Raw genomic sequence first — 22,321 nt, 5'->3', positions numbered from 1 at the left:
TCCGACGCGCGCCGTAGGCTGCCCTCGTGAGCACTCCCCCGGATCGCCCCGGCACCACCGTCCCTGACCACCGCGGACGTACCGGTCTGCACCTCACCGGACGCGACCTCGACCGCAACCCGCGCGTCGAGGTGACCGATGTCGAGCTGCTGGCGGCGGGCTGGCACGTCCTGCGCGCGACGACCTTCCGCTACCTCGGCGACGACGGCGAGTGGACCTCCCAGAAGCGCGAGACGTACGACCGCGGAAACGGCGCGACGATCCTGCTCTACGACCCCGAGCGCCGGACCGTGCTGCTCACGCGGCAGTTCCGCTACCCGGTGTACGTGAACGACCACCCGGACGGCATGCTCATCGAGACCGCCGCCGGGCTGCTCGACGACGACGACCCCGTCACCGCGATCCGCCGTGAGGCCGAGGAGGAGACGGGGCTGCGTGTGGCCGAGGTCGAACCGGTCTTCGAGGTGTACATGAGCCCGGGGTCGGTGACCGAGCGTCTGCATTTCTTCGCCGCCGCGTACGACGGCGCGAGCCGCGAGGGCGATCGCGGCGGCCTGGCCGAGGAGGGCGAGGAGATCGAGATCCTCGAGTACGACATCGACGTCGCCCTGCGGATGATCCGCGACGGCGAGATCCAGGATGCGAAGACCATCATGCTGCTGCAGTGGGCGGTGATCGACGGACCGTTCGCACGGCTCTGAGGCCGAGGTCGGGGTCCCCCCGGACATGAAAAGACTCTCCGCGCACCCGGCAGAGCCTGGTTACCCTTGCTACGTTTCCGTCCTGGGGGAGTTGGCCTGGATACCGCCGCGCGGAGAGCTGGGAACAGTCTACCCGACGTGCGCGGCGGTGCATGCCGGACGGGGTCGACGACCGATCAGCCGGGGAACGCGACGCGCCGGAGCAACGCCGCGAGATGACCGCGTTCCTCGTCGTCGAGCCCCGCGTGCAACGCCCGTTCGGCGGCGAGGATCGCCGGGCGCGCCTCGGCGAGGAGGGCGCGCCCCTCGTCCGTGACGACCACGACGTTCGCGCGCCGGTCGCGGGGGTCGGCTTCGCGGGACACGAGCCCGCGGCGCTGCAGGTCGTCGACGAGGGCGACGACCTGGCTGGGATCGAGCCGGAGGTGTTCGGACACCTCGCGCTGCGACGGGCGGGCCTCCCCCGCGGCGAGCGCGAGCACCGAGTACGACCGCACCTTGAGTCCGAAGGGCGCGAGGGCGGCGTTGCCGGAGGCGATCGAGAGCGCGTTCGCGCGCGCCATGAGGAAGCTCAGGTCGTCGTCGAGGCGCACGGTCTCGTCGGTCGGGGTCTTCGGCGTCACAGCAGAATCCTAGCAATCGCAATCATTGACTTTCTCAACGATTGAGTTTAGAAAGAGTGCGACGGAAGGACTCCCATGACCAGCGCACCCCTCCTCGACGGCAAGGTCGCCGTCGTCACCGGCTCGGGCCGCGGCCTCGGCCTCGCCTACGCCCGCGAACTCGCCCGCCACGGCGCGGCCGTCGTCGTCAACGACGTCGACGCCGCGACCGCCGCCGAGGCCGTCGCCACGATCGAGGCCGACGGCGGCCGTGCGGTCGCGGTCGTCGCCCCGGTCGGCCCCACCGCCACCGCGCAGGAGCTCGTGCGCACCGCGGTCGAGACGTTCGGGAAGATCGACATCCTCGTCACCAATGCCGGGGTCCTGCGCGACACGGTCCTGTGGAAGATGAGCGACGACGACTTCGACACCGTCATCGGCGTGCACCTGCGCGGCACGTTCACGTGCGTGCGGGAGGCGGCGACCTGGATGCGCGAGAACGGCGTCCCCGGCCGGATCATCTGCATCGGCTCGCCCACCGGTCAACGCGGCAACTTCGGCCAGACCAACTACGCCGCGGCCAAGGCCGGAATCGTCGGCATGGTGCGCACGTGGGCCCTCGAACTCCGGAAGGCGGGGATCACCGCCAACGCGGTGATCCCCGTCGCCGCGACCGCGATGACCGCGACCGTGCCGTACTTCGCCGCCGCCGTCGAGGCCGACGCGGCGGGCGAGCCCATGCCTGCGTTCTTCCGCCACGACCTCGGCTTCGGCACCTCCGACGACGTCGCCGGCCTCATCGCCCACCTCGCCTCGGATGCCGCCGGCGCGGTCACCGGACAGGCCATCGGCGTCGGCGGCGACCGGCTGCAGCTGTGGACCCACCCCGAGCCCGCCGCCACCGCCTACCGCGACGGCGGGTGGAGCGCCGAGGCGCTCGCGGACGACTTCGACGCCGCGGTCGGCCCGCTGCAGAGCGTCGGCGAGACGTTCCCCGCCCTCCCCGACGAGCTGCGGCGCGACCCGGTGCGGTGACCGCGTGACCCGCTACGAGCCCGCCATCGACGTCGAGGCCCTCACCGCGATCGACATACACGTGCACGTCGAGATCGACGGCCACGACCACTCCTCCCTCCCAGACGACCTCACCGCGGCGGCCAGCCGCTACTTCTCGACCGACGGCCCCCGACCCGACCTCGACCACATCGCCGCGTACTACCGAGAGCGCCGGATGGCGGCCGTGGTGTTCACCGTCGACGCCGAGACGCAGCTCGGGCACGCGCCGATCTCGAGCGCGGAGATCGCGGCCGGGGCCGCACGCCACGCGGACGTCCTCATCCCGTTCGGGTCGGTGGATCCCCGGCGCCCGGACGCCGTGGACCGCGCCCGCCGGCTGATCGAGGACTCGGGAGTCCTCGGCTTCAAGTTCCACCCGACGGTGCAGGGCTTCGACCCGAGCGACGAGCGGTACTACCCGCTGTACGCCGCGATCGAGGCCGCCGGCGTCGTCGCCCTCTTCCATACCGGGCAGACGGGGATCGGCGCCGGGATGCCGGGCGGGCGGGGATTCCGTCTGGCCCTGTCGAACCCGATGCTGCTCGACGGGGTCGCCGCGGACTTCCCGGCGCTGAACATCGTCATGGCGCACCCTTCCGTGCCGTGGCAGGACGAAGCGATCTCCGTGGCGACCCACAAGCACAACACGTGGATCGACCTGTCGGGCTGGAGCCCGAAGTACTTCCCGGATCAGCTCGTGCGGGCCGCTAACGCGTTCCTGCGCGAGCGGATCCTGTTCGGCAGCGACTTCCCGCTCCTCACTCCCGACCGGTGGCTGCGCGATGTCGAGCAGACGGCGCTCAAGCCGGAACGCCTCCCCGGCATCCTCCGCGACAACGCCGCACGCCTGCTCGGCCTGTAAGACTCCCCCGACTCTCTCGAAAAGGAGAACACCATGACCACGACCGTCGCCTACGCCGACATCGCCGGACTCGCCGGCACGGATCTCGGCTGGTCCGACTACCTGGAGATCACGCAGGACCGCGTCGACGTGTTCGCGGACGCGACCGACGACCACCAGTGGATCCACACCGACCCCGAGCGCGCGAAGGACGGCCCCTTCGGCGGCGCCATCGCGCACGGCTACCTCAGCCTGTCGCTGACGGTGAAGTTCTGGACCGAGCTGCTCGACGTCACCGGGGTGACGACGAAGGTCAACTACGGCCTCGACAAGGTGCGGTTCGTCTCGCCGGTGAAAGTGGGCGCGCGCGTCCGGATGAACGCCGTCGTCGCCGAGGTGACGGAGGTGCGCGGCGGCTATCAGCTCGCCGTCGACCAGACCGTCGAGGTCGAAGGCGGCGACAAGCCCGCCGTCGTCGCCCGCGGCCTGTACCGTTTCTACGCCTGACACCCGGCGGGCGCGGATCCGACCTCGCGCCCGCCGGACCCGCCTCCCCGGCATCCCTCCCCGCTCGGGTGCGCACCGCAGCGCCCCTCCCTCGACGAAGAGACCCATGAGCACACCCGGACTCGGCGCCTGGCTCCCCCGCCGCCGCCTCAAGCACCCCGACAAGACCGCCCTGATCTTCGGCGACGACCGGCGCCTCAGCTACGCCGAGCTGGCCACCGCCGTCGAGCGGGCCGCCGCCGTCTTCGCCGACCACGGCGTCGCCCGCGGCGACCGCGTCGCCTACCTCGGCGAGAACTCGCCCGAGTTCCTCGTCACGCTGTTCGGCGCGGCCCACCTCGGTGCCGTGTTCGTACCCGTGAACACGCGCCTCGCCGCCCCCGAGATCGCACACGTGCTCGCCGACTCCGGCGCTCGCGTGCTCGTGCACGACGCGTCGTTCGCGGATCGCGTGGCCGCGGCGGTGTCGACCTCGCCCGTCGCACGAGTGATCGCCACGGGATCCTCGGGCCGCGACGGCGAGCCGGGCTTCGCGCGGCTCCTCGAGCGCGCGGTCTCCGCGCCGCCGCCCGCGCCCGTCGGCCTCGACGACCCCGCCGCGCTCGTCTACACCTCGGGCACCACGGGTCGCGCCAAGGGGGCGGTCCTCACGCACGGCAACCTCACGTGGGTGTCGATGAACACGATCATCGACTACGACCTCGTCTCCTCCGACGTGTCGCTCATGATCTCGCCGCTCTTCCACGTCGCCTCGCTGGGCATGGGGGCGCTCCCCGCGCTGCTCAAGGGCGCGACCGTGGTGCTCGAGAACGGGTTCGAAGCCGGACGCGCGCTCGATCTCATCGAGCGCCACGGCGTCACCGTGGTCTCGGGCGTTCCCACGACCTACCAGCTCATGGCGGACCATCCCGAGTGGTCCCGCACCGACGTGTCGAGCCTGCGCACGCTCACGTGCGGCGGATCGGCGGTACCTCCGCGGATCCGCGAGGCGTACGAGGCCCGCGGACTGTCGTTCACGCAGGGCTACGGGATGACCGAGACGTCCCCCGGCGCCACGAGCCTGTCCGCCGGGATGACCCGCGCGAAGGCCGGGAGCGTCGGCCTGCCGCACTTCTTCACCGACGTCCGGGTCGTCGGAGAGGACGGGATGCCGGCTCCCGCCCGCGCGGTCGGCGAGATCCAGGTGCGCGGCCCGAACGTGTTCGCCGGCTACCACGGGCAGCCCGAGGCGACGACCGCCGCGTTCGCCCTGGACGGCTGGTTCCGCTCCGGCGACCTCGGCTATCTCGACGAGGACGGCTACCTCTACATCGCCGACCGGCTGAAGGACCTCATCATCTCCGGAGGCGAGAATATCTACCCCGCCGAGGTGGAGGGCCTGATCCTCGGCATCCCGGGGATCACCGGCGTCGCGGTGATCGGCATCCCGGACGAGAAGTGGGGGGAGGTGCCGATCGCCCTCGTGACGGTGGCCGAGGGGGTGTCGGTCGACACCGAGAGCGTCCGCGCGGAACTCTCCGGCCGGATCGCGAGGTACAAGATCCCGAAGACCGTGACCGTCGTGGACGACCTCCCGCGCACGGCGTCGGGCAAGGTGCGCAAAGCGGACCTGCGCGCGCGGCTGTTGTCGGCGCCCTAGTCGGCGACCGCGGACCCCTCGAGGGCGTCGACGAGGGCGAGGCCGCGCTCGGCCCACGCGATCTCGTGGTCGGCGCGCGCCACGAACCCCTCGTACGCGAACACCTTGAACGCCACGATCGCCTCGGGGGAGTGCCGCGTGTCGGTCTCGAGGCGGCGCGCGACGATCGGGTGCGTCCGTTCGCGGATCGCGTCGAGCTGCGCCTGCCACAGCCCGCGGCGCACACGGTAGTGCGCGATGTGTTCGCGCAGCCGCGCGCGGGCGGCGTCCGGGTCGGCCCACTCGAAGTAGGCGGCACGCAGGAGCGCGGGGTCGCGGTCGGCGCCGTAGGCGACCGGCTGCTCCATCCAGCGGCGGAGGTCGTCCACACCCTCGTCGGTGATCGTGTACTGCGTCTTGGTGGTGGCTGCGCCCCACGGGACCGGTTCGTCGCGGAGCAGGCCGTCCGCGACCATGCGCTTGAGCTCGGGGTAGATCTGCGAATCGGGGGCGTGCCAGACGTGCCCGACCGACCCGTGGAACGCCTTCGCGAGGTCGTACCCGGTCATCGGCTGCGCGGTCAGCAGGGCCAGCAGCGCGTAGCGCAGGCTCATCGCGGACTCCCCTCTTGCGTCGCGGCGTCCGCCCACGATATCTTCCTCGCAATACCTATGTAGATAGATATTGAGGACGAGGAGGTCCCGTGACCGAGACGATGGCGGCCAAGCTGCTCGACTACCCCCGGAACGCCTGGTACGTGGCCGCGTGGGACCACGAGGTCACGCGCAAGCGCCCTCTCGCGCGCACCGTCGCGGGACGCCCGCTCGCGCTCTACCGCACCGAAGACGGCACGGCCGTGGCCCTGGCCGACGCGTGCTGGCACCGCCTCGCCCCGCTGTCGCAGGGCACGCTGGTCGGGCCCGGCGACATCCGCTGCCCGTACCACGGCATCACCTACGATCCCCGCGGCCGGTGCACCTCGATGCCCGCGCAGGAGACGATCAACCCCAGCGCCCTGGTGCCCTCGTTCCCCGTCGTCGACCGCTACCGGTACGTGTGGGTGTGGGTCGGCGACGCGGCGCTGGCCGATCCCGATCTCATCCCCGACATGCACCAGATGACGCACCCAGAGTGGACCGGCGACGGACTGACGATCCACGCCCCGTGCAACTACCAGCTCATCCTCGACAACCTCATGGACCTCACGCACGAGGAGTTCGTCCACTCCAGCAGCATCGGCCAGAAGGAGCTCAGCGAGTCCGAGTTCGTCACGACCCACACCGAGACGACCGTCACGGTGGAACGGTGGATGCGCGACATCGAGCCGCCGCCGTTCTGGCTCAAGAACATGCGCGACAAGTTCCCCGGCTTCACCGGCCGCGTGGACCGTTGGCAGATCATCCACTACGAGGCGCCGTCGACGATCTGCATCGACGTGGGGGTCGCCGCCGCGGGCACCGGGGCACCCGAGGGCGACCGCTCGCAGGGTGTGAACGGCTACGTCATGAACACCATCACGCCCGAGACCGACCGCACGAGCCACTACTTCTGGTCGTTCCAGCGCAACTACCGCCTCGACAGCCAGCTCATCACCACGCAGCTGCGGGAGGGCGTCCACGGCGTGTTCGGCGAGGACGAGGCGATGTTGACCGCCCAGCAGGCCGCCATCGACGCCAACCCCGATTACGAGTTCTACAGCCTGAACATCGATGCCGGGGGCATGTGGGTGCGGCGGCTGCTGGAACGGATGCTGGCCGCCGAGGGCCGCGAACGCACCCCCGTGACGGTGGGCTGATGGCCGTCGCGCACCGCGAGGTGTGGCAGGGCGGCACGGTCGCCGCCGCCCGCGACCTCACGCCCGAGATCCGACGCATCGAGATCGACGTCGACTCCCCGGTCCGGGTGGAGCCCGGCGCGCACCTCGACGTGCGCGTGCCGATCGCCGGGAAGATCGAACGGCGCTCGTATTCGATCGTGGATGCCTCGCCCGACGGCGCGCGCGTGGCGCTCAGCGTCTCAACCTCCCCCGTCAGCCGCGGCGGCGCCGCCGTCATGAACGCCCTCCGCCCCGGCGACCGGATCGAGGTCACGCAACCGCTCAACGACTTCCCCCTGCGCCTCGGCGCGCGGCGGTACGTGCTGGTCGCGGGCGGCATCGGGATCACGGCCCTGCACGGCATGGCGGAACGCCTGCGCACCACGCGCGCCGACTACCGGCTCCTCTACCTCGGCCGCAGCCGCCCGCTCATGGCCTACCTCGACGACCTCGGCGAACGTCACGGCGACCGGCTCGCGGTGCACGTCCGCGACGAGGGCACATCGGTCTCGGTGCCCGACCTCGTGGCATCCGTCGAGCCCGGCACCGAGATGTACGTCTGCGGGCCGATCCGACTGATGGATGCCGTGCGGCGGGCCTGGATCGAGGCGGGACTGCCGCCGGCCGACCTGCGCAGCGAGACGTTCGGCAACAGCGGGTGGCACGACCCGCAGCCGTTCACCGTCCGCATCCCCTCGCTCGGTCTCGAGACCGTCGTCCCACCCCACCAGTCGATGCTCGAGGCGCTCGAAGCCGCCGGAGCCGACATGATGTACGACTGCAGGAAGGGCGAGTGCGGGCTGTGCGAAGTCCGCGTCGCCGGACTCGACGGCGACATCGACCACCGCGACGTGTTCTACAGCGAACGGCAGCGGGACGCGCGGACGAAGATGTGCTGCTGCGTCTCTCGCGTGGTCGCGCCCGCGGGTGCCACGGGCGTCGTCACGATCCTGCCCACGTGAGGCGGGTCACACCACCAGCGGGGCGAGGGCGCGCACGGCCGGTTCCAGCGCACCGATGACCTCGGACGGGTCGTCGACGCGGTGACGCGCGCCGGAGAACCCGACCGCGCCGACCGTGACCCCCCGATCGTCGCGGAGAGGGAGGGCGAGGCATCCGGTCGTCGGGAGGATCTCGCCGCACTGCCGCGTGACGCCGAATCGGCGCACGTCGGCGGCGATCGCGCCGTCCGGCACCCGCCCCTCGGCGACCAGCAGCATCCGACCGAGGGCGTAGCGGGCGGGTTCGCGGACCAGCCGGTCCGCGTCGCTGAGCGGGAAGTCCGGATCCGCGTCGAGGACGACGACACGTCCGTCCACGAACAGCACCACGTGCACGCCCCCGCGCACGGCGCGCCGCGCGTCGGCGAGAAGCGCTCGCGCGGCCGCGGGCAGGCGCGCGGGTGGGGCCGTGACCCCGGCCAATTGCGCGACGCGGGCGCCCAGCGCGAAGCCGGAGAGGTCGGGGGTGCGGACGAGGAACTCGTCCTCGACGAGGAGGTTCAGGAGCCGGTACGTGGTCGCGCGCGGGAGACCCAGTTCCGTGGAGATGCGCTGCGCGCTCACCCCGGCACCGAGGTGCGCCACGGCCTCCAGCACCGCCAGCGCTGAGCGGACGGCTCCCGGCTGCCGCGCGGCCAGTCCCGGCGGCTCAGGCATCGGTCCGCCCGGGCGGTGCGACGCCGCCGAGCACCTGGGCGGCCACGGGTTCGTCGTACGCGCCGATCGGCCGCGACCGCGGGCGCGCCGCGACGATCGCGATCCCCGCGCCGGCGAGCAGGGTCGCCGCCGCGACCGACGCCAGGGCGACGGCGTCGGTCCCGACGACGAGGAACGCCACCAGCGCCGCGGTGAGCGCCACCGCGGAGACGCCCGCGACGACCGCCGGGCCCGCGGTCAGCTCCCCGATCCGCCGGAGGAACACCGGCGCCGCGACGCACACCAGCACGTACGCGACGATGTAGCCGGTCGCCCCGACGGCGAGCGTCGCCTGCATCGCCTCGCGCGCATCGACGCCCGCGAGCGCGAGGATGAGCGGGACGCCCCCGACCACGGGCAGCGCCGCCGCGATCGCCGTGATCGGCGTGCGCAGCCGCCGGTGGGTGCGTCCCAGGCCCGCGGGCAGCACGCCGTCGCGACTCATCGCGAACAGCACGCGCACGAGCGCCGTCACCGTACCGATCGCGCACGCGAGGAAGGATGCCGTGATCCCGATGTCGGCGGCCACGCCCCACGGCCCCAGTCCGTACGCACCCGCGAGATCGTTGACCGGCGATGCGCTGGCCGCGAGGTCGAGGCCCAGGGCGTGGAAGCCCGATGCCTGGGTCACGGCCGCCAGGACGTACACGCCCCCGCTGATCACGACGGTACCCGTGATCGCCCGGGGGACGTTGCGCAGCGGTGCCACCGATTCCACCCCGAGGGTCGCGGCGGACTCGAACCCCACGAACGCGGTGAGCGCGACCACCGCCCCCGCGGCGAGCGCGACCGGGTCCACGGGGCCGGGCGCGAGGGTCGCGATGACGTCGGCCGGGCCGATGAGCGCGAGGAGCACGGACAGCAGCGCGACGATGAGCGCGACCGAGATCGCCTCGACCACGAGCGCCACCCGCGCCGACAGGCGGATGCCGGAGACGAGGACCGCGGCGACGAACGCGACCTCGCCCAGGAGCGACACCGTCACCGTCGTGCCGCGGTCGAGGCCGGGCCACGCCGCCCCGAGCAGGTAGCCCAGGTAGTAGGCGCCCCCGAGGAGCGCGAACATCGCGATCGCCGCGTAGCCGATCACGATCGCCGCACCGGCGACCAGCCCCGCTCGCTCCCCCAATCCGCGAGCGGTGTAGGTGTACAGTCCGCCGGCGGCGGCGAAGCGGCGGGCGAACTGCGACACGGTGCGGGCGACGGCGAAGCTGAGCACCCCGGCGGCGACGATCGCGGCCACCGCAGCCCCCGGCGCGACCCCCGCGACCAGCAGGACGACCGTGGTCGCGGCCGCCGCGGGCGCGACGGCGGCGACGGACTGGGCTGCGAGGTCGACGATGCCGATGCTGCGGCGTTCCAGTCCGTGCAGGGGCGAACGCGCGCCGAAGCCGGCGACGGGCGTGGGCCGGGCGATGGCGCGGGCAAGTGCGGTCATGGTGCTCCCCGTGGACTCGGTGCGACCGTACGCCCCGGCCGTTGCCTCGGCGCGACACCGATGTTTCGCGCGCGTATCCGCCACTGAGACACCCCCAGCCACGGTGTCTCAGTCGGTGTCCCGGCACTTTCACGCCGATCACATCGCGAGGCAACGCGCCGGGAGGATCCTCGGACGCACACCCGACCTCCGAAAGGCTCCGACATGACCCAGCTCGAATCGAAGGGGGCCGCCGCCGCGACCCCGCGGACCCTCCGCGGCTCCCTCGGCGTCACGGCGATCATCTTCATGGTCGTCGCCGCCGCCTCGCCGCTCACCGTCGTCGGCGGCGCCGGTCCCCTCGGCATCCTGATCGGCAACGGCGTCGGCTACCCGACCCTCTACGCCGTCAGCGCCGTCATCCTGCTCCTGTTCGCCGTGGGTCTGGCCGCGATGACGCGTCATGTGCCGCGGCCGGGCGCGTTCTTCACCTACATCGGGTACGGCCTGGGCCGACCGTCCGGTCTCGCCGCCGCGTGGACCGCCATGCTGACGTACACGACGATCCAGGTCGCGGTGTACGGCTACATCGGCTACCTCCTCGAGATCACCGTCGTGTCGATCGGCGGACCCGACCTGGCGTGGTGGCTGTACGCACTCGCCACGGTGGGGCTCGTCGGCATCCTGGGCTATCGCCACATCGACCTCTCCAGCAAGGTGCTCGGCGTGCTGCTGGTCGCCGAGGTCGCGATCGTGCTCGTGCTCGTCGCGGCCGTCGTCGTCAACGGCGGACCCGAGGGCCTGAGCCTCGCCCCGTTCGAGCCGGCCAACGTCTTCAGCGGGTCGCCGGGGGTCGGTCTGATGTTCGCGATCGCCGCGTTCATCGGGTTCGAGGCCACCGCGATCTTCCGCGACGAGGCTCGCGACCCCGACCGCACGATCCCGCGCGCGACCTACGGCGCGGTCATCGGCATCGGCATCTTCTACACCCTCGCGACCTGGGGCCTGATCATGGCGTGGGGCCCGAACGGCATCCTGGCGGCGGCGGCCGAGAACCCCGCGACGCTCATGCTCCGCACCGTCGCGATCTACCTCGGCACCGTCGGTGAGGTGCTCGTGAACGTGCTGCTGCTGACATCGATGTTCGCGTGCGTCCTGTCGTTCCACAACGTCCTCACCCGCTACCAGCACGCGATGTCGACCGCGGGCGTGCTGCCCGAGCGCCTGTCCGGCGTGCACGCCCGTCACCTGTCACCGCACGCGTCGTCGCTGGTGCAGACGGTCACCGCCGGCATCCTGCTCGCCGTCTTCGCCGTCCTCGGACTCGACCCGCTGCTGCAGGTGTTCACGTGGCTCTCCGGGGTCGCGACCGTCGCGATCGTGGCGCTCATGGCCGTCACCTCGATCGCCGTGATCGTCTACTTCGCCCGCAACCGCGCGGACCGCCAGCCGTGGAACACCGTGATCGCGCCCGCCCTCGGGTTCGCCGGGCTCGCGGTGTCCGCCGTCGTGATCGTGGCGTACTTCCCCGTGATGGTCGGCGACGTCGACGGCGACGGCGCACCGACGTTCGGCGCGGTGACCTGGGCCCTCCTCGCCCTGGTCGTGGTCGTGCCGCTGTTCGGCTACGTCCAGGCAGCGTGGATCCGTCGCCGTCGCCCCGCCGCCTACGCCAAGCTCACCGACGCCATCGCCGGTTGATCCCCGTCCGCCACCCGCTCCATCAGGAAGACACCATGACCCTCACCGATCCCACCGTCTCCGCCTACACCGCGCCGGAGGCCCCCGCCCACCCGCTCGGTTCCCTGACCCCCGCGGAGATCACCGCGGTCCGCACGATCGTCGCCGGCCTCGACGGTGTCGACGAGGCGACCCGCTTCGCCTACGTCGGCCTCGAGGAAGCGCCGAAGGGCGAGGTCCTGGCGTGGGAACGCGGCGAAGCACCGGCCCCCGAGCGCCGCGCCCGCGTGCAGCTGTTGAACCTGCGCACCGCGCACTCCCTCGACCTCGTCGTGTCGCTCGCGACCGGCACGGTGCTCCGTTCCACCGAGCTCGACGGATCCGACGGGCAGCTGCCGATCCTGGATGCCGAGTTCGAAGAGGTCGGCGTCATCGCGAACGAGGACGAGGCCTGGGTGGCCGCCCTCGCCGCCCGCGGCCTCACGACCGAGAACGTGGTGCTCGTGCCCCTGTCGGCCGGGCACTACGGCTACGAGAACGAGGTGGGCCGTCGCATCCTGCGCACCTTCGCGTTCCGGCAGGACCACCCCGCCGACCACCCGTGGGCGCACCCGGTCGACGGCCTCACCGCCTACATCGACGTCGCCGACCGCCGGATCATCGAGATCGTCGACACCCCGGGCTTCACGGTGCCCGAGACGCACGGCAACTTCGACGACCCCGAGCTGCAGGGACCGCCGCTGGAGGGGCTGAAGCCCATCGTCATCACCCAGCCCGAGGGGTCGAGCTTCACCGTCGACGACGAGCACGTCACGTGGGGCGAGTGGGACCTGCGCATCGGCTTCGACACCCGCGAGGGACTCATCCTCCGTCAGCTCTCGTTCGCCGGCCGCCCGGTGATGTACCGCGGCTCCATCAGCGAGATGGTGGTGCCCTACGCCGACCCCGCACCGAACCGCTTCTGGCAGAACTACTTCGACACCGGCGAGTACCTCTTCGGCCGCTACACGAACGAGCTCGAACTCGGATGCGACTGCGTCGGCGACATCACCTACGTCGACGCCGTGCTGTCGGACGAGAACGGGATGCCGCGCACCATCCGCAACGCGGTGTGCATGCACGAGGAGGACTTCGGCTCCCTGTGGAAGCACACCGACATCTTCACCGGGTCGAGCGAGGTCCGCCGTTCCCGGCGTCTCGTGATCTCGTTCTTCACCACGGTCGGCAACTACGACTACGGCTTCTACTGGTACCTCTCCCTCGACGGCACCATCGAGTGCGAGGCCAAGCTGACCGGCATCCTCTTCACCTCTGCGTACCCGGGCGAGGGCTACCCCTTCGCGTCGGAGGTCGCACCGGGGCTGGGGGCGCCGTACCACCAGCACCTCTTCTCGGCGCGGCTCGACATGACGGTGGACGGCGTCGCGAACGTCGTCAACGAGATCGACGCGGTGCGACTGCCGATCTCGGCCACCAATCCCGCCGGCAACGCCTTCACGAAGAAGGTCACGCCCATCGCGTCGGAGAAGGTGTCGGGCCGCGTCGCCGACGGCGCGGTCAACCGGGTGTGGCAGATCGCCTCGACCGAGAAGACCACCGAGCGCGGGCAGGCGACCTCGTACGTGCTCTTCCCGACCGAGACGCCCGTGCTCCTCGCCGACGAGGCCTCGTCGATCGCCGCGCGCGCGGCGTTCGCGACGAAGAACCTCTTCGTCACCAAGTACGACCCGGCCGAGCGCTACGCCGCCGGCGACTTCGTGAACCAGCACCCCGGCGGGGCCGGCATCCCGGACTTCATCTCCGGCGACGAGCCGCTCGTGGGCGAGGACGTCGTGCTGTGGCATACGTTCGGCCTCACGCACTTCCCGCGCAACGAGGACTGGCCGGTCATGCCCATGGACTACGCCAAGTTCACGCTCAAGCCGTACAACTTCTTCGAGCGCAGCCCCGTGCTGAACGTCCCCGCACCGGCGAACACGCACTGCGCTCCGGCGACCGGCGCGCAGGATCATGGTCTCGGCGCGCACGGGCACGACGCACACGACGGCGCGCACCACTGTTGAACCGATGAGCGAGATCCTCCACCTGTGGGCGGTCGCCCCCGCCGCGATCGGAACGTGCTGTCTGGCCGCCGATCGCGCGCGGGTGCGGCCGCCCGAGGTCGTGGCGGCGGCGGTCATGCTGTTGGCGATGGTGGATGCCGCCGCGTTCGGTGTCGTCGCCCCGGTGTACTGGACCGCGCTGCTGCTCGCGGCGGCACTGGGTCTGGCGATCTGGCGCCGTCCGCGCCAGCGGCGTGCGCCGCGGGTGCCGGCGCTGATGACGCTGCACACGACGCTCGGCATGGTCGTCATGGCCGGGTTGCAGCTCGCGATGAGCGGACACGCGACGGCCTCGGACCACGCGCACGGGCTCTCACCGGCGCCCCTGCTCGCGGCGGCGGCGATCGGCTACGGCGTGCTGTCGGTCACCGCGATGCGGCGGATGCCGGCGCGCCTGGACCGCGCGCAGATCGGCGCGATGGCGGTGTCCGTGGGCCTCATGGCGGTGGCGATGGTGTGACCGCAGCCGGGAACACCCCCGTGAGCGGAGGAGATTCGGGAACGGGAGGACGAATCCGCAGAATTCGTCCTCCCGTTCCCGAATCTCCTCCCGGGGCCCGCACGCTCAGCCGGCCCGACGCGCTCAGCGGGTGAAGCGCAGCGTCACGAGCTGGAACGGGCGCAGGGCCAGCTCCACCGTCGTGTCGTCGGCATCCACGACCGCGGCGGCCGCGACCGGTCGCTCGAGCAGGTCGGTCTCGACCGCGCCGGAGGCGGCGAATCCGACCGCCACCCGCGCGCGGGCGCGACGACCCCGCGCCTCGTACAGCCGCACGATCACGTCACCGGAGCCGTCGTGCGCGAGCTTGACCGCCTCGACGACGACCCCCTCGTCGTCGACGGTCACCAGCGGGGCGACCTCCTCCGCACCCGCCCCCTCGATCACACGCAGCGGCAGGTTGGTGCGGTAGCCCTCGACGACGGCGTCCTCGACCTCGGCGCCGACGACGATGCCCACCTCGAGGTGGTGCGCGCCCTGGTCCTGCTGCGGGTCGGGGAACAGTGCGCCGCGGATGATCGACAACCGGACGAGCGAGTACGTGCCGCCGGCCTCGCGCGCGTGGCGGGTGATGTCGTGGCCGTAGGTCGAGTCGTTCGTCACGGCGACACCGAAGCCGGGCTCGGCGACACGGACCCAGCGATGGGCCGCGGTCTCGAAGCGCGCGGCATCCCACGAGGTGTTCGTGTGGGTCGGACGCGTGATGTGGCCGAACTGGATCTCGGATGCCGCCCGGTCGGTGTGCACGTCGACGGGCACGGCGAGCTTGAGCAGCTGCTGCTGCTCGTGCCAGTCGACGTCGATCGACAGGCGCACCGTGCGCGCGCCCGCGGCGAGCGCGATGCGGGTGGTCAGGTGCGAGTCGCCGAAGGTCCGCTCGACCACGACCGCGTCGCCGTCGATGCGCACCGCCCGCGCGGCGTCGAGCGGGGTGACGTGGCGGCGGTAGGTCTCGTCGATGTCCCACGCGTCCCACTGGGTGGGTGTGTCGCGGAACAGCTGGAACAGGCCGGCGGCCTGCCCCTCGGGGACGATCTCGCGACCGGATGCCACCTCGACGAGCGAGATGATCAGACCCCGGGCGTCGATCACGGCGTGGACGACGCCGTTGTCGAGCACGAAGCCCGCCCCCTCCGCGCGCGGGGCGACGTCGCGGACGGCCGGAGCCGCCGCGATCCCGAGGGCCGGGGCACCGGAGCGGGTGTGCGGGGCGGCGTTGGCCACGAGCGTGCGGTCGCCCTCCCCCGCGAGCGCGCGCAGGGCGTCGGCGATGATCTGCTCGAGCTCGGTCGCGATCGCGGCGTAGTTGCGCTCGGCATCCCGGTGCACCCAGGCGATGGAGGTGCCGGGGAGGATGTCGTGGAACTGCTGCAGCAGCACGAGCTGCCAGAGGCGCCGGAACGCCTCCGCGGGGTACGCGGCGCCCGTGCGGACGGCGGCGGTCGCGGCCCACAGCTCGGCTTCGCGGAGCAGGTGTTCGCTGCGGCGGTTGCCCTGCTTCGTGCGCAGCTGGCTGGTGTAGGTGCCGCGGTGGAACTCCAGGTACAGCTCCCCCGCCCACACGGCCGGGTCGGCGTATTCGGCCTCGGCGGTCTCGAAGAACTCCCGCGGCGTGGAGTGCTTCACGATCGGCGCACCCTCGAGCGAGTGCGCGCGGGCGATCGTCGCGGTCATCTCGCGCGTGGGGCCGCCGCCGCCGTCGCCGAAGCCGTACGGCAGGAGGGACGTCCGCGCGCGGCCCTTGTCGGCGAAGTTGCGCTCGGCGTGCGCGAGGTCGGCCGCGGTGACCTCGGAGTTGTACTTGTCGACGGGCGGGAAGTGCGTGAAGATGCGCGAGCCGTCGATGCCCTCCCACTGGAAGGTGTGGTGCGGGATGCGGTTGGTCTCGTTCCACGAGATCTTTTGCGTCAGGAACCAGCGGGCTCCGGCGGCCTTCATGATCTGCGGCAGCGCTCCGCTGTAGCCGAACGAGTCGGGCAGCCACACCTCCTCGGTGTCGATGCCGAACTCTTCCTGGAAGAAGGTCTTGCCCTCGAGGAACTGGCGGGCCATCGCCTCGCCGCCGACCATGTTGGTGTCGGACTCGACCCACATGCCGCCCACGGGCACGAAGCGCCCCTCCGCGACGCGCTCCTTCAGGCGCTCCCAGAGCGCCGGGTAGTGCTGCTTCATCCACGCGAACTGCTGCGCCGACGAGCTGGTGAAGACGAACTCGGGGTCCTCGTCCATGAGCGACAGCACGTTCGAGAAGGTGCGCGAGACCTTCCGCGCCGTCTCCCGCACCGGCCACAGCCAGGCCGAGTCGATGTGCGCGTGCCCCACGGCGTGGAGGACGTGGGCACTGGATGCCGCGGGCGCCGCGAGCAGCGGAGCGAGCACGTCGCGGCCGGCCTGGGCCGTTCCCGCGACATCGTGCGGGTCGACGGCGTCGATCGCGGCATCCATCGCCTCCACCAGCGTCGCCCGGCGGGCCGAGGTCGCGTCGAGTTCATCGATGAGGCCGCGCAGCAGACGGAAGTCCGCCAGCAGTTCCCACACCGCGAGGTCGCGCAGACCGATCGACATGTCGCGGAGCGTATAGAGAGGAGCGTCTCCGGCGGTGGCGGGGTCGCCCAGGTGCGTCGGCTCGAAGGTGAAGAGGCTGCCGACGTCGGGGTTCGACGCCGCCTCGACGAGCACGTCGACGCGGCCGTCGGCGTCGAGGGCCGCGGAGGTGGCGTTGTTGAACGGAGACACGCCCTTGATCGGCGCACCCTGGCGGTTCCACACGAGGGCCTCGCACTGGAAGCCGCTCTGCCCGGCGGTGAAGCCGAGGTCGATGACGAGCTCGGCGACGGTGCCGTCGGGCAGCGCGCCGTCGGCGTCGCGCCACGCGGCCGGGATCTCCCCCGACACGGCGAACCAGGTGGTCCCCCATGCCCGGCCCCACGGCGTCCCGACGGCGAAGGGACGGTACTCGGCGGCGGCGGCCTCGGCGAAGGTCACGGGCTCGCCCGGGGCCTCCCAGGCCGAGATGTCGAGGGGCTGGCGGGCGCGATAGACGGCGGGGGCGAGACGCTCGCGGACGAAGCGGTCGATGCGCATCTCGATGAGCGCGGTGCGGTCGTGCATGAGGAGTTCCTTGTCTGGGGGGACGGGTCAGCCCTTGACCGCGCCGGCGAGAGCCGACGGGCCGCCGAGCCCGCGCTGCACGAGGACGTACAGGCCGAGGACCGGAAGGGAGTAGACGATCGAGTAGGCCGCGAGCTGGCCGTAGGCCACCGCTCCGAACGAGCCGAAGAAGTTGAAGATGCTGACCGCGGCCGGCTGGTAGTCGGGGCTGAGCAGCAGCACGAAGGGGACGAAGAAGTTCCCCCATGCCTGGATGAAAGTGAAGATGAACACCACCGCGATCCCCGGGCGCATGAGCGGCAGCACGATCTGCACGAGCGTGCGCAGGGATCCCGCGCCGTCCATCCAGGCCGCGTGCTCCAGCTCGACGGGCACCCCGTCCATGAAGTTCTTCATCATCCAGATGGCGATCGGCAGGGCGCTCGCGGTGAGGAACAGGATGGTCCCCCCGATCGAGTCGATGAGGTTCAGCTGCACGAACAGGCTGTAGACCGGCACCATGATCGCGGTGATCGGAAGGCACGTGCCGAACAGCACCGCGTAGAGGAAGGGCTTTCCGACGCGCATCTTGTAGCGCGACAGCGGGTAGGCCGCGAGCGAGGCGAGCACGACGGTGGCGATCGCCGTGCCGCCCGCGAGCAGCACGCTGTTCCACAGCGGCAGGAACAGCAGGTCGGGCTTCATCACCGCGGCGAAGTTGTCGAGGGTGATGACCTCGGGCATCTTGATCGCGAGCGTCGGCTGCGCGTCGAGCGACGCCGTGACGAGCCACACCAGCGGGACGACGAACAGGATGCCGATGACGATGAGCAGCGTGTTCGAGATGACGCGCAGGGCACGGGTGCGGGGCGATGAGAGGGAGGTCTTCGTGCGCTTCGGGGCACGCCGCGCGCGGGTGCCCACGACCTCGGGGAGGGTGGTGGTGGTCATGACGAGACCTCCTCGCGCAGCGCGCGGACGGAGAAGAGGACGGAGACATATAGGAGGGAGTTCACGACGAGACCTCCTCGCGCAGCGCGCGGACGTAGAAGAACGAGAAGACCGCGCCGATGAGGAGCATGATCGTGGCGATCGCGGTGCCGTAGCCCAGCTCGCCGAACTTCAGGCCCTGCTGGTACGCGAGGATCGGCAGCGTCGTGCTCTTGGTGCCCGGGCCGCCGCCGGTCATGACGAAGATGAGCGTGAAGACCGAGAGGGTCTGCAACGTCACGATCATCGAGTTCGTGCCGATGGTCGAGCGGATCATCGGGATGGTGACGAGCATGAGCCGCTTGATGCCGCTGGCCCCGTCGACCTCGGCCGCCTCGGTGATCTCGGGCGGCACGTCGGACAGCGCGGCGGAGTACACCATCATCGAGAACGCCGTGCCGCGCCAGATGTTGGCGAAGATCACCATGAGCACCGGCATCGTGAACAGCCAGCTCACCGGCTCGAGGCCGAAGACGCCGAGGACGGCGTTGAGGGTGCCGTTGTCGCGGAAGAACGCGTAGGCGGCGAAGGCCGCGACGATCTCGGGGAGCACCCACGCGGTCACCACGATCGTTCCGACGACGGCGGTGACGATGCGGTTGCCCGAGCGCATCATGAGCGCAAGGGCGAGACCGAGGACGTTCTGCCCGACGACGGCGGAGAAGAACACGAAGACGATCGTGTTGATCACCGCGACCGGGAAGTCGGGCGAGGCGAACAGCTGGGTGTAGTTCTGGAAGCCGACGAACTGCGAGTCGACGGCGGTCGAGCCCGAGAGCGTGGCGTTGGTGAGGGAGCCCCACAGCGACACCAGGATCGGGCCGAGCAGGAAGACCGCCAGCAGCAGGGCGGCGGGGAGCAGCGGGAGCGCCCGGACCGACGACCGGAGGCCGCGCGTGGTGGCGCGCGACCTCCGGCCGGGGCCGGTCGCCCCGGTGATGGCCGGGGCGGTCATGATCAGCCCTTCTGGGTGTTCTCTTCGCCGACGATGCCGATGACGGCCTGGTCGTAGGCGGCTGCCGCGTCGTCGACGCTGGACTGGCCGGTCATGACCGCTTCCATCGCGACCTGGATCTGGTTGGAGATCTTGTCGTAGTCCTCAGTGGCGGGACGGAAGTGGGTGGTGTCGACGAAGCTCGAGAAGGTCTCGAAGCTCGGGTTGGCGCCGAGGTACTCGGTCGACTTGGCCACGTCCGCACGGACGGCGATCTGGCTGTTGTCGATGTCGTACGAGGTGGCGTTCTCCTTGTTCACCGCGGTGGTGAGGAACTCCCACGCCAGGTCGGCGTTCTTGGTGTTCTTGCCGAGGGCGAGGGTCCAGCCGCCGGACATGCTCGTCGTGCCGGGCGCCTGACCCTTCTGGGTCGGCATGGCGGCGATGCCGAGGGTGTCACTCCACTGGGGCCACGGGGCGGTGCCGCCGTCGATCCAGGCGGCGGACTGCCACGAGCCGTCGAGCGCGATGGCCAGCTTGCTCGAGGGCAGCCAGTCCGCGGTGACGCTGGTGAAGATGTTCGGGTCGAGCGCCTGCTGCAGCGACGGTCCGAGACCGCCCTGGTAGACGTCGGAGATGAACTTCAGCGAGTCCTTGAAGCCCTGGCTGCCCACGACCCACTTCTTCGACGAGGTGTCGTAGAGGGTGTCGTCGGTGCCGTACAGGAGCATCTCCAGGCCCTGCATGGAGGCCGCCTCACCGGCGGTCTTGCCCGAGTAGACGTTGATCGGGATCACGTCGGGGTCGGCGGCCTTGACCTTCTCGGCGGCGGAGAGGATGTCGGCCCAGGTCTTGGGCTGCCACGGCACGGGGATGCCGGCCTTGGCGAAGAGGTCCTTGTTGTACCAGAGGCCGCGGGTGTCGGTGCCGAGCGAGACTCCGTAGGTCTTGCCGTCGGGGCCGAGGCCGGCCTGCTTGGCGCCTTCGGCGAACTGCGACCAGTCGTCCCACTTCGCGAGGTAGTCGTCGAGCGGCAGGAGGTAGCCGGCCGCGGCGTCGGACTGGATCTTGAACGTGTCTTCGTACTGCACGTCGGGGGCGGTGCTGGCCGACTTGTTCATCAGCGCGAGCTTCGTGTAGTAGTCCGGCCCCTCGGCCTGGATGGGAACGAGCTCGACCGTCACACCTTCGTGGCTGGCCTCGAACTGCTTCTTGGCGTTCTCCATCAGCGTCTGCATCTGGTTGAACGTGGCGGTGGTCTGGTACGCGACACGGATCGTGTTCGCGTCTGCGCTGCTGCCGCCCCCGCCGGCGCAGCCGGCCAGAGCGACGGTCAGCGCTGCGGCGGTCATGAGACCGCCGGCAATCGTCGTCGATTTCTTCATGGAAGCTCCCTTGCTCGGGTGGGACATCTCGTCGCCGAGATCTTTTATAAATCAAATGGACTAAAGCGGCAAGTCCTTCTTCCGAACCCGGGGTAACGAATCCGCAACGCCGGGGAGAGGACCCGCGTCAGAGCGCGATCATCATCCGCGCGGGGCGCGCGGCGAAGGCTCCGTCGAGCATGAGACAGGCGGCACCGACCGCGGCGACGTCGGCGCCCACGAGCGAGCGACGGACCTCGATCGCGCGGGTGGCGGTGGAGGCCGGGTCGGCGGCGACGCGCGCGCTGACGGCGTCGCCCAGGATGCCGGCGAGACGCTCCCAGACCGGACCGCCCAGGATCACCTCGTCGACGTCGAGCAGGTTGTTGGCCACGACCAGCGCGCGCGCGATCCGCTCCCCCGCGCGGCGCAGCACCGCGACCGTCTCCGGGCGTCCGGCCGCGGCATCCCGGACGAGGCGGTCCACCTCGCGGCGGGAATCGCCCCCGGTCGCGGGGTCGTAGCCCGCCTCCGCGAAGAGCGTGCGAGGCTCGATCGACACACCGAGGCACCCGCGCGACCCGCAGCCGCACACCGGCCCGAGCGGGTCGACGACGATGTGGGCGATGCCGCCGGCGTTTCCCGTACGACCGCGGACCGGAGCCCCGGCGATCGCCACCCCGAGGCCCACACCGGCGCCGTAGTACAGGAACATCGCGTCGCTCAGGGCATCCGAGCGGTCGAACCACAGCTCGCCGACCATCGCGGCGGTGACATCCTTCTCGACGATGACGGGCAGGCCCGTGGCGGCGCCGAGATCGTCCCGGACGTTCACGTGGTGCCAGGCCGGGAGCAGGGGCGGATCGAGCAGACGCCCGCCGCGGGGATCGAAGGGACCGGGGGCGGCCACCCCGACCCCCAGCACGAGGGTGCGGTCGATCCCCGCGCGCGCGAGGATGTCGTCCACGGCTGTCGCCACGGCAGCGACCAATTGGGCGGCGGGGACCTCGCCCTGCGGCGCGATCTCCTCGTGGGCGACCACGTGGCCGGCCATGTCGACCACGACCACGGTGTCGACCACGGGGTCGAGGTGCACGCCGACGGCGAAGCGCGAGCGCGGCTCGAGCTTCAGGAGCGTGCGGGGCTTGCCCGGGCCGGAGATGACTTTCCCGGCCTCGGCGATGAGGCCCTCTTCGGCCAGACGCCGGGTGACGTTGCTGAGGGTCTGGGCGGACAGACCCGTCCGGGCGGACAGCTCGACGCGGCTGAGCCCTTCCGGCGAACGGCGGATCAGATCGAGCACGAGGGTCTGGTTGTACTCGCCCACCGCGGGCAGATTGGAGCCCGTCCGCATGGCATCCCCGCTCTCGATTCCGTCGGTCCGCGACGCGGGCCCGTGCTCAGATT

The 22,321-nt window shown here is 71.2% G+C and carries 19 protein-coding genes and 1 other RNA gene; 10 read left to right on the top strand and 10 right to left on the bottom strand.

Annotated elements, in window-relative coordinates:
- Positions 1-26: 26 nt before the first annotated feature.
- On the top strand, positions 27-701 hold the full coding sequence (locus BW982_RS15290; RefSeq protein ID WP_076494719.1) for an NUDIX domain-containing protein: 675 nt from the start codon (positions 27-29) through the stop codon (positions 699-701).
- 26 nt (positions 702-727) lie between these two features.
- On the opposite strand, the gene ffs is transcribed toward BW982_RS15290, so the two are convergent.
- Positions 728-824, bottom strand: an RNA gene (ffs, locus tag BW982_RS15285) — signal recognition particle sRNA small type.
- Between the two features lie 53 nt (positions 825-877).
- Complete coding sequence (locus BW982_RS15280; protein ID WP_076494717.1) at positions 878-1,324, bottom strand: MarR family winged helix-turn-helix transcriptional regulator; 447 nt, start codon at positions 1,322-1,324, stop codon at positions 878-880.
- A gap of 75 nt (positions 1,325-1,399) precedes the next feature.
- On the opposite strand from BW982_RS15280, the gene BW982_RS15275 reads away from it, so the two are divergent.
- The 4 genes from BW982_RS15275 (at position 1,400) to BW982_RS15260 (ending at position 5,346) form a co-directional block, all read left to right on the top strand.
- Entirely contained in the window at positions 1,400-2,338 is a 939-nt protein-coding gene (locus tag BW982_RS15275) for an SDR family NAD(P)-dependent oxidoreductase (RefSeq protein ID WP_076494715.1), read from the top strand.
- Between the two features lie 4 nt (positions 2,339-2,342).
- Positions 2,343-3,221, top strand: coding sequence for an amidohydrolase family protein (locus BW982_RS15270; RefSeq protein ID WP_076494713.1), 879 nt, complete (start codon positions 2,343-2,345; stop codon positions 3,219-3,221).
- A gap of 33 nt (positions 3,222-3,254) precedes the next feature.
- Entirely contained in the window at positions 3,255-3,707 is a 453-nt protein-coding gene (locus BW982_RS15265; protein ID WP_076494711.1) for a MaoC family dehydratase, read from the top strand.
- Between the two features lie 106 nt (positions 3,708-3,813).
- Positions 3,814-5,346, top strand: coding sequence for an acyl-CoA synthetase (locus tag BW982_RS15260; protein WP_076494709.1), 1,533 nt, complete (start codon positions 3,814-3,816; stop codon positions 5,344-5,346).
- On the opposite strand, the gene BW982_RS15255 is transcribed toward BW982_RS15260, so the two are convergent.
- Positions 5,343-5,939: a PadR family transcriptional regulator gene (locus BW982_RS15255; RefSeq protein ID WP_076494707.1), complete on the bottom strand. Its 597-nt coding sequence runs from the start codon at positions 5,937-5,939 to the stop codon at positions 5,343-5,345. The two genes, BW982_RS15260 and BW982_RS15255, sit on opposite strands and share 4 nt — an antisense overlap.
- A gap of 101 nt (positions 5,940-6,040) precedes the next feature.
- Here BW982_RS15255 and BW982_RS15250 point away from each other — a divergent pair, with 101 nt between their 5' ends.
- Together BW982_RS15250 and BW982_RS15245 are read left to right on the top strand one after the other, a co-directional pair.
- On the top strand, positions 6,041-7,120 hold the full coding sequence (locus BW982_RS15250) for an aromatic ring-hydroxylating dioxygenase subunit alpha (protein ID WP_076494824.1): 1,080 nt from the start codon (positions 6,041-6,043) through the stop codon (positions 7,118-7,120).
- Positions 7,120-8,103 (top strand): PDR/VanB family oxidoreductase, encoded by a 984-nt coding sequence (locus BW982_RS15245; RefSeq protein WP_076494705.1) that lies wholly within the window; start codon positions 7,120-7,122, stop codon positions 8,101-8,103. The genes BW982_RS15250 and BW982_RS15245 overlap by 1 nt, the downstream gene beginning before the upstream one ends.
- A 6-nt stretch (positions 8,104-8,109) precedes the next feature.
- Here BW982_RS15245 and BW982_RS15240 read toward each other — a convergent pair whose 3' ends face one another.
- Together BW982_RS15240 and BW982_RS15235 are read right to left on the bottom strand one after the other, a co-directional pair.
- Positions 8,110-8,799, bottom strand: a complete 690-nt coding sequence (locus BW982_RS15240) for a helix-turn-helix domain-containing protein (RefSeq protein WP_076494703.1) — start codon at positions 8,797-8,799, stop codon at positions 8,110-8,112.
- Positions 8,792-10,276, bottom strand: coding sequence for an APC family permease (locus BW982_RS15235; protein WP_076494701.1), 1,485 nt, complete (start codon positions 10,274-10,276; stop codon positions 8,792-8,794). The genes BW982_RS15240 and BW982_RS15235 overlap by 8 nt, the downstream gene beginning before the upstream one ends.
- Before the next feature lie 204 nt (positions 10,277-10,480).
- Here BW982_RS15235 and BW982_RS15230 point away from each other — a divergent pair, with 204 nt between their 5' ends.
- The 3 genes from BW982_RS15230 to BW982_RS15220 are packed head-to-tail and all read left to right on the top strand — an operon-like array spanning position 10,481 to position 14,497.
- Positions 10,481-11,956 (top strand): APC family permease, encoded by a 1,476-nt coding sequence (locus BW982_RS15230; RefSeq protein WP_076494699.1) that lies wholly within the window; start codon positions 10,481-10,483, stop codon positions 11,954-11,956.
- Between the two features lie 35 nt (positions 11,957-11,991).
- Positions 11,992-13,998 (top strand): primary-amine oxidase, encoded by a 2,007-nt coding sequence (locus BW982_RS15225; RefSeq protein ID WP_076494697.1) that lies wholly within the window; start codon positions 11,992-11,994, stop codon positions 13,996-13,998.
- Between the two features lie 4 nt (positions 13,999-14,002).
- Positions 14,003-14,497 carry a hypothetical protein gene (locus tag BW982_RS15220; protein ID WP_139327491.1) on the top strand — a complete coding sequence of 165 codons (495 nt, stop codon included), beginning with the start codon at positions 14,003-14,005 and terminating at the stop codon, positions 14,495-14,497.
- 123 nt (positions 14,498-14,620) lie between these two features.
- On the opposite strand, the gene BW982_RS15215 is transcribed toward BW982_RS15220, so the two are convergent.
- From BW982_RS15215 to BW982_RS15195, 5 genes are all read right to left on the bottom strand, one after another.
- The gene (locus BW982_RS15215; RefSeq protein WP_076494693.1) at positions 14,621-17,647 is read right to left on the bottom strand and encodes an alpha-mannosidase; all 3,027 of its coding nucleotides are present in this window, start codon (positions 17,645-17,647) and stop codon (positions 14,621-14,623) included.
- A 27-nt stretch (positions 17,648-17,674) separates the two neighbouring features.
- Positions 17,675-18,577 (bottom strand): carbohydrate ABC transporter permease, encoded by a 903-nt coding sequence (locus BW982_RS15210; protein WP_076494691.1) that lies wholly within the window; start codon positions 18,575-18,577, stop codon positions 17,675-17,677.
- 61 nt (positions 18,578-18,638) lie between these two features.
- Positions 18,639-19,571 carry a carbohydrate ABC transporter permease gene (locus BW982_RS15205; protein ID WP_076494689.1) on the bottom strand — a complete coding sequence of 311 codons (933 nt, stop codon included), beginning with the start codon at positions 19,569-19,571 and terminating at the stop codon, positions 18,639-18,641.
- A 2-nt stretch (positions 19,572-19,573) separates the two neighbouring features.
- Positions 19,574-20,935 carry an extracellular solute-binding protein gene (locus tag BW982_RS15200; RefSeq protein WP_076494687.1) on the bottom strand — a complete coding sequence of 454 codons (1,362 nt, stop codon included), beginning with the start codon at positions 20,933-20,935 and terminating at the stop codon, positions 19,574-19,576.
- A 127-nt stretch (positions 20,936-21,062) separates the two neighbouring features.
- On the bottom strand, positions 21,063-22,286 hold the full coding sequence (locus tag BW982_RS15195; protein WP_366515020.1) for an ROK family transcriptional regulator: 1,224 nt from the start codon (positions 22,284-22,286) through the stop codon (positions 21,063-21,065).
- Between the last annotated feature and the right edge of the window lie 35 nt (positions 22,287-22,321).

Origin of the sequence: Microbacterium sp. RURRCA19A, from assembly GCF_900156455.1 — a bacterium.
Lineage (GTDB): Bacteria > Actinomycetota > Actinomycetes > Actinomycetales > Microbacteriaceae > Microbacterium.
This window is presented reverse-complemented; position numbering and strand designations above follow the sequence as displayed.

Excerpts from the sequence above, each read along its gene's own strand:
- BW982_RS15240 (WP_076494703.1), bottom strand. The coding sequence starts at position 8,799 with ATGCCTGAGCCGCCGGGACTGGCCGCGCGGCAGCCGGGAGCCGTCCGC.
- BW982_RS15255 (WP_076494707.1), bottom strand. The coding sequence starts at position 5,939 with ATGAGCCTGCGCTACGCGCTGCTGGCCCTGCTGACCGCGCAGCCGATG.
- BW982_RS15210 (WP_076494691.1), bottom strand. The coding sequence starts at position 18,577 with ATGACCACCACCACCCTCCCCGAGGTCGTGGGCACCCGCGCGCGGCGT.
- BW982_RS15230 (WP_076494699.1), top strand. The coding sequence starts at position 10,481 with ATGACCCAGCTCGAATCGAAGGGGGCCGCCGCCGCGACCCCGCGGACC.
- BW982_RS15275 (WP_076494715.1), top strand. The coding sequence starts at position 1,400 with ATGACCAGCGCACCCCTCCTCGACGGCAAGGTCGCCGTCGTCACCGGC.
- BW982_RS15200 (WP_076494687.1), bottom strand. The coding sequence starts at position 20,935 with ATGAAGAAATCGACGACGATTGCCGGCGGTCTCATGACCGCCGCAGCG.
- BW982_RS15265 (WP_076494711.1), top strand. The coding sequence starts at position 3,255 with ATGACCACGACCGTCGCCTACGCCGACATCGCCGGACTCGCCGGCACG.
- BW982_RS15205 (WP_076494689.1), bottom strand. The coding sequence starts at position 19,571 with ATGACCGCCCCGGCCATCACCGGGGCGACCGGCCCCGGCCGGAGGTCG.
- BW982_RS15260 (WP_076494709.1), top strand. The coding sequence starts at position 3,814 with ATGAGCACACCCGGACTCGGCGCCTGGCTCCCCCGCCGCCGCCTCAAG.
- BW982_RS15225 (WP_076494697.1), top strand. The coding sequence starts at position 11,992 with ATGACCCTCACCGATCCCACCGTCTCCGCCTACACCGCGCCGGAGGCC.
- BW982_RS15220 (WP_139327491.1), top strand. The coding sequence starts at position 14,003 with ATGAGCGAGATCCTCCACCTGTGGGCGGTCGCCCCCGCCGCGATCGGA.
- BW982_RS15250 (WP_076494824.1), top strand. The coding sequence starts at position 6,041 with ATGGCGGCCAAGCTGCTCGACTACCCCCGGAACGCCTGGTACGTGGCC.
- BW982_RS15235 (WP_076494701.1), bottom strand. The coding sequence starts at position 10,276 with ATGACCGCACTTGCCCGCGCCATCGCCCGGCCCACGCCCGTCGCCGGC.
- BW982_RS15215 (WP_076494693.1), bottom strand. The coding sequence starts at position 17,647 with ATGCACGACCGCACCGCGCTCATCGAGATGCGCATCGACCGCTTCGTC.
- BW982_RS15245 (WP_076494705.1), top strand. The coding sequence starts at position 7,120 with ATGGCCGTCGCGCACCGCGAGGTGTGGCAGGGCGGCACGGTCGCCGCC.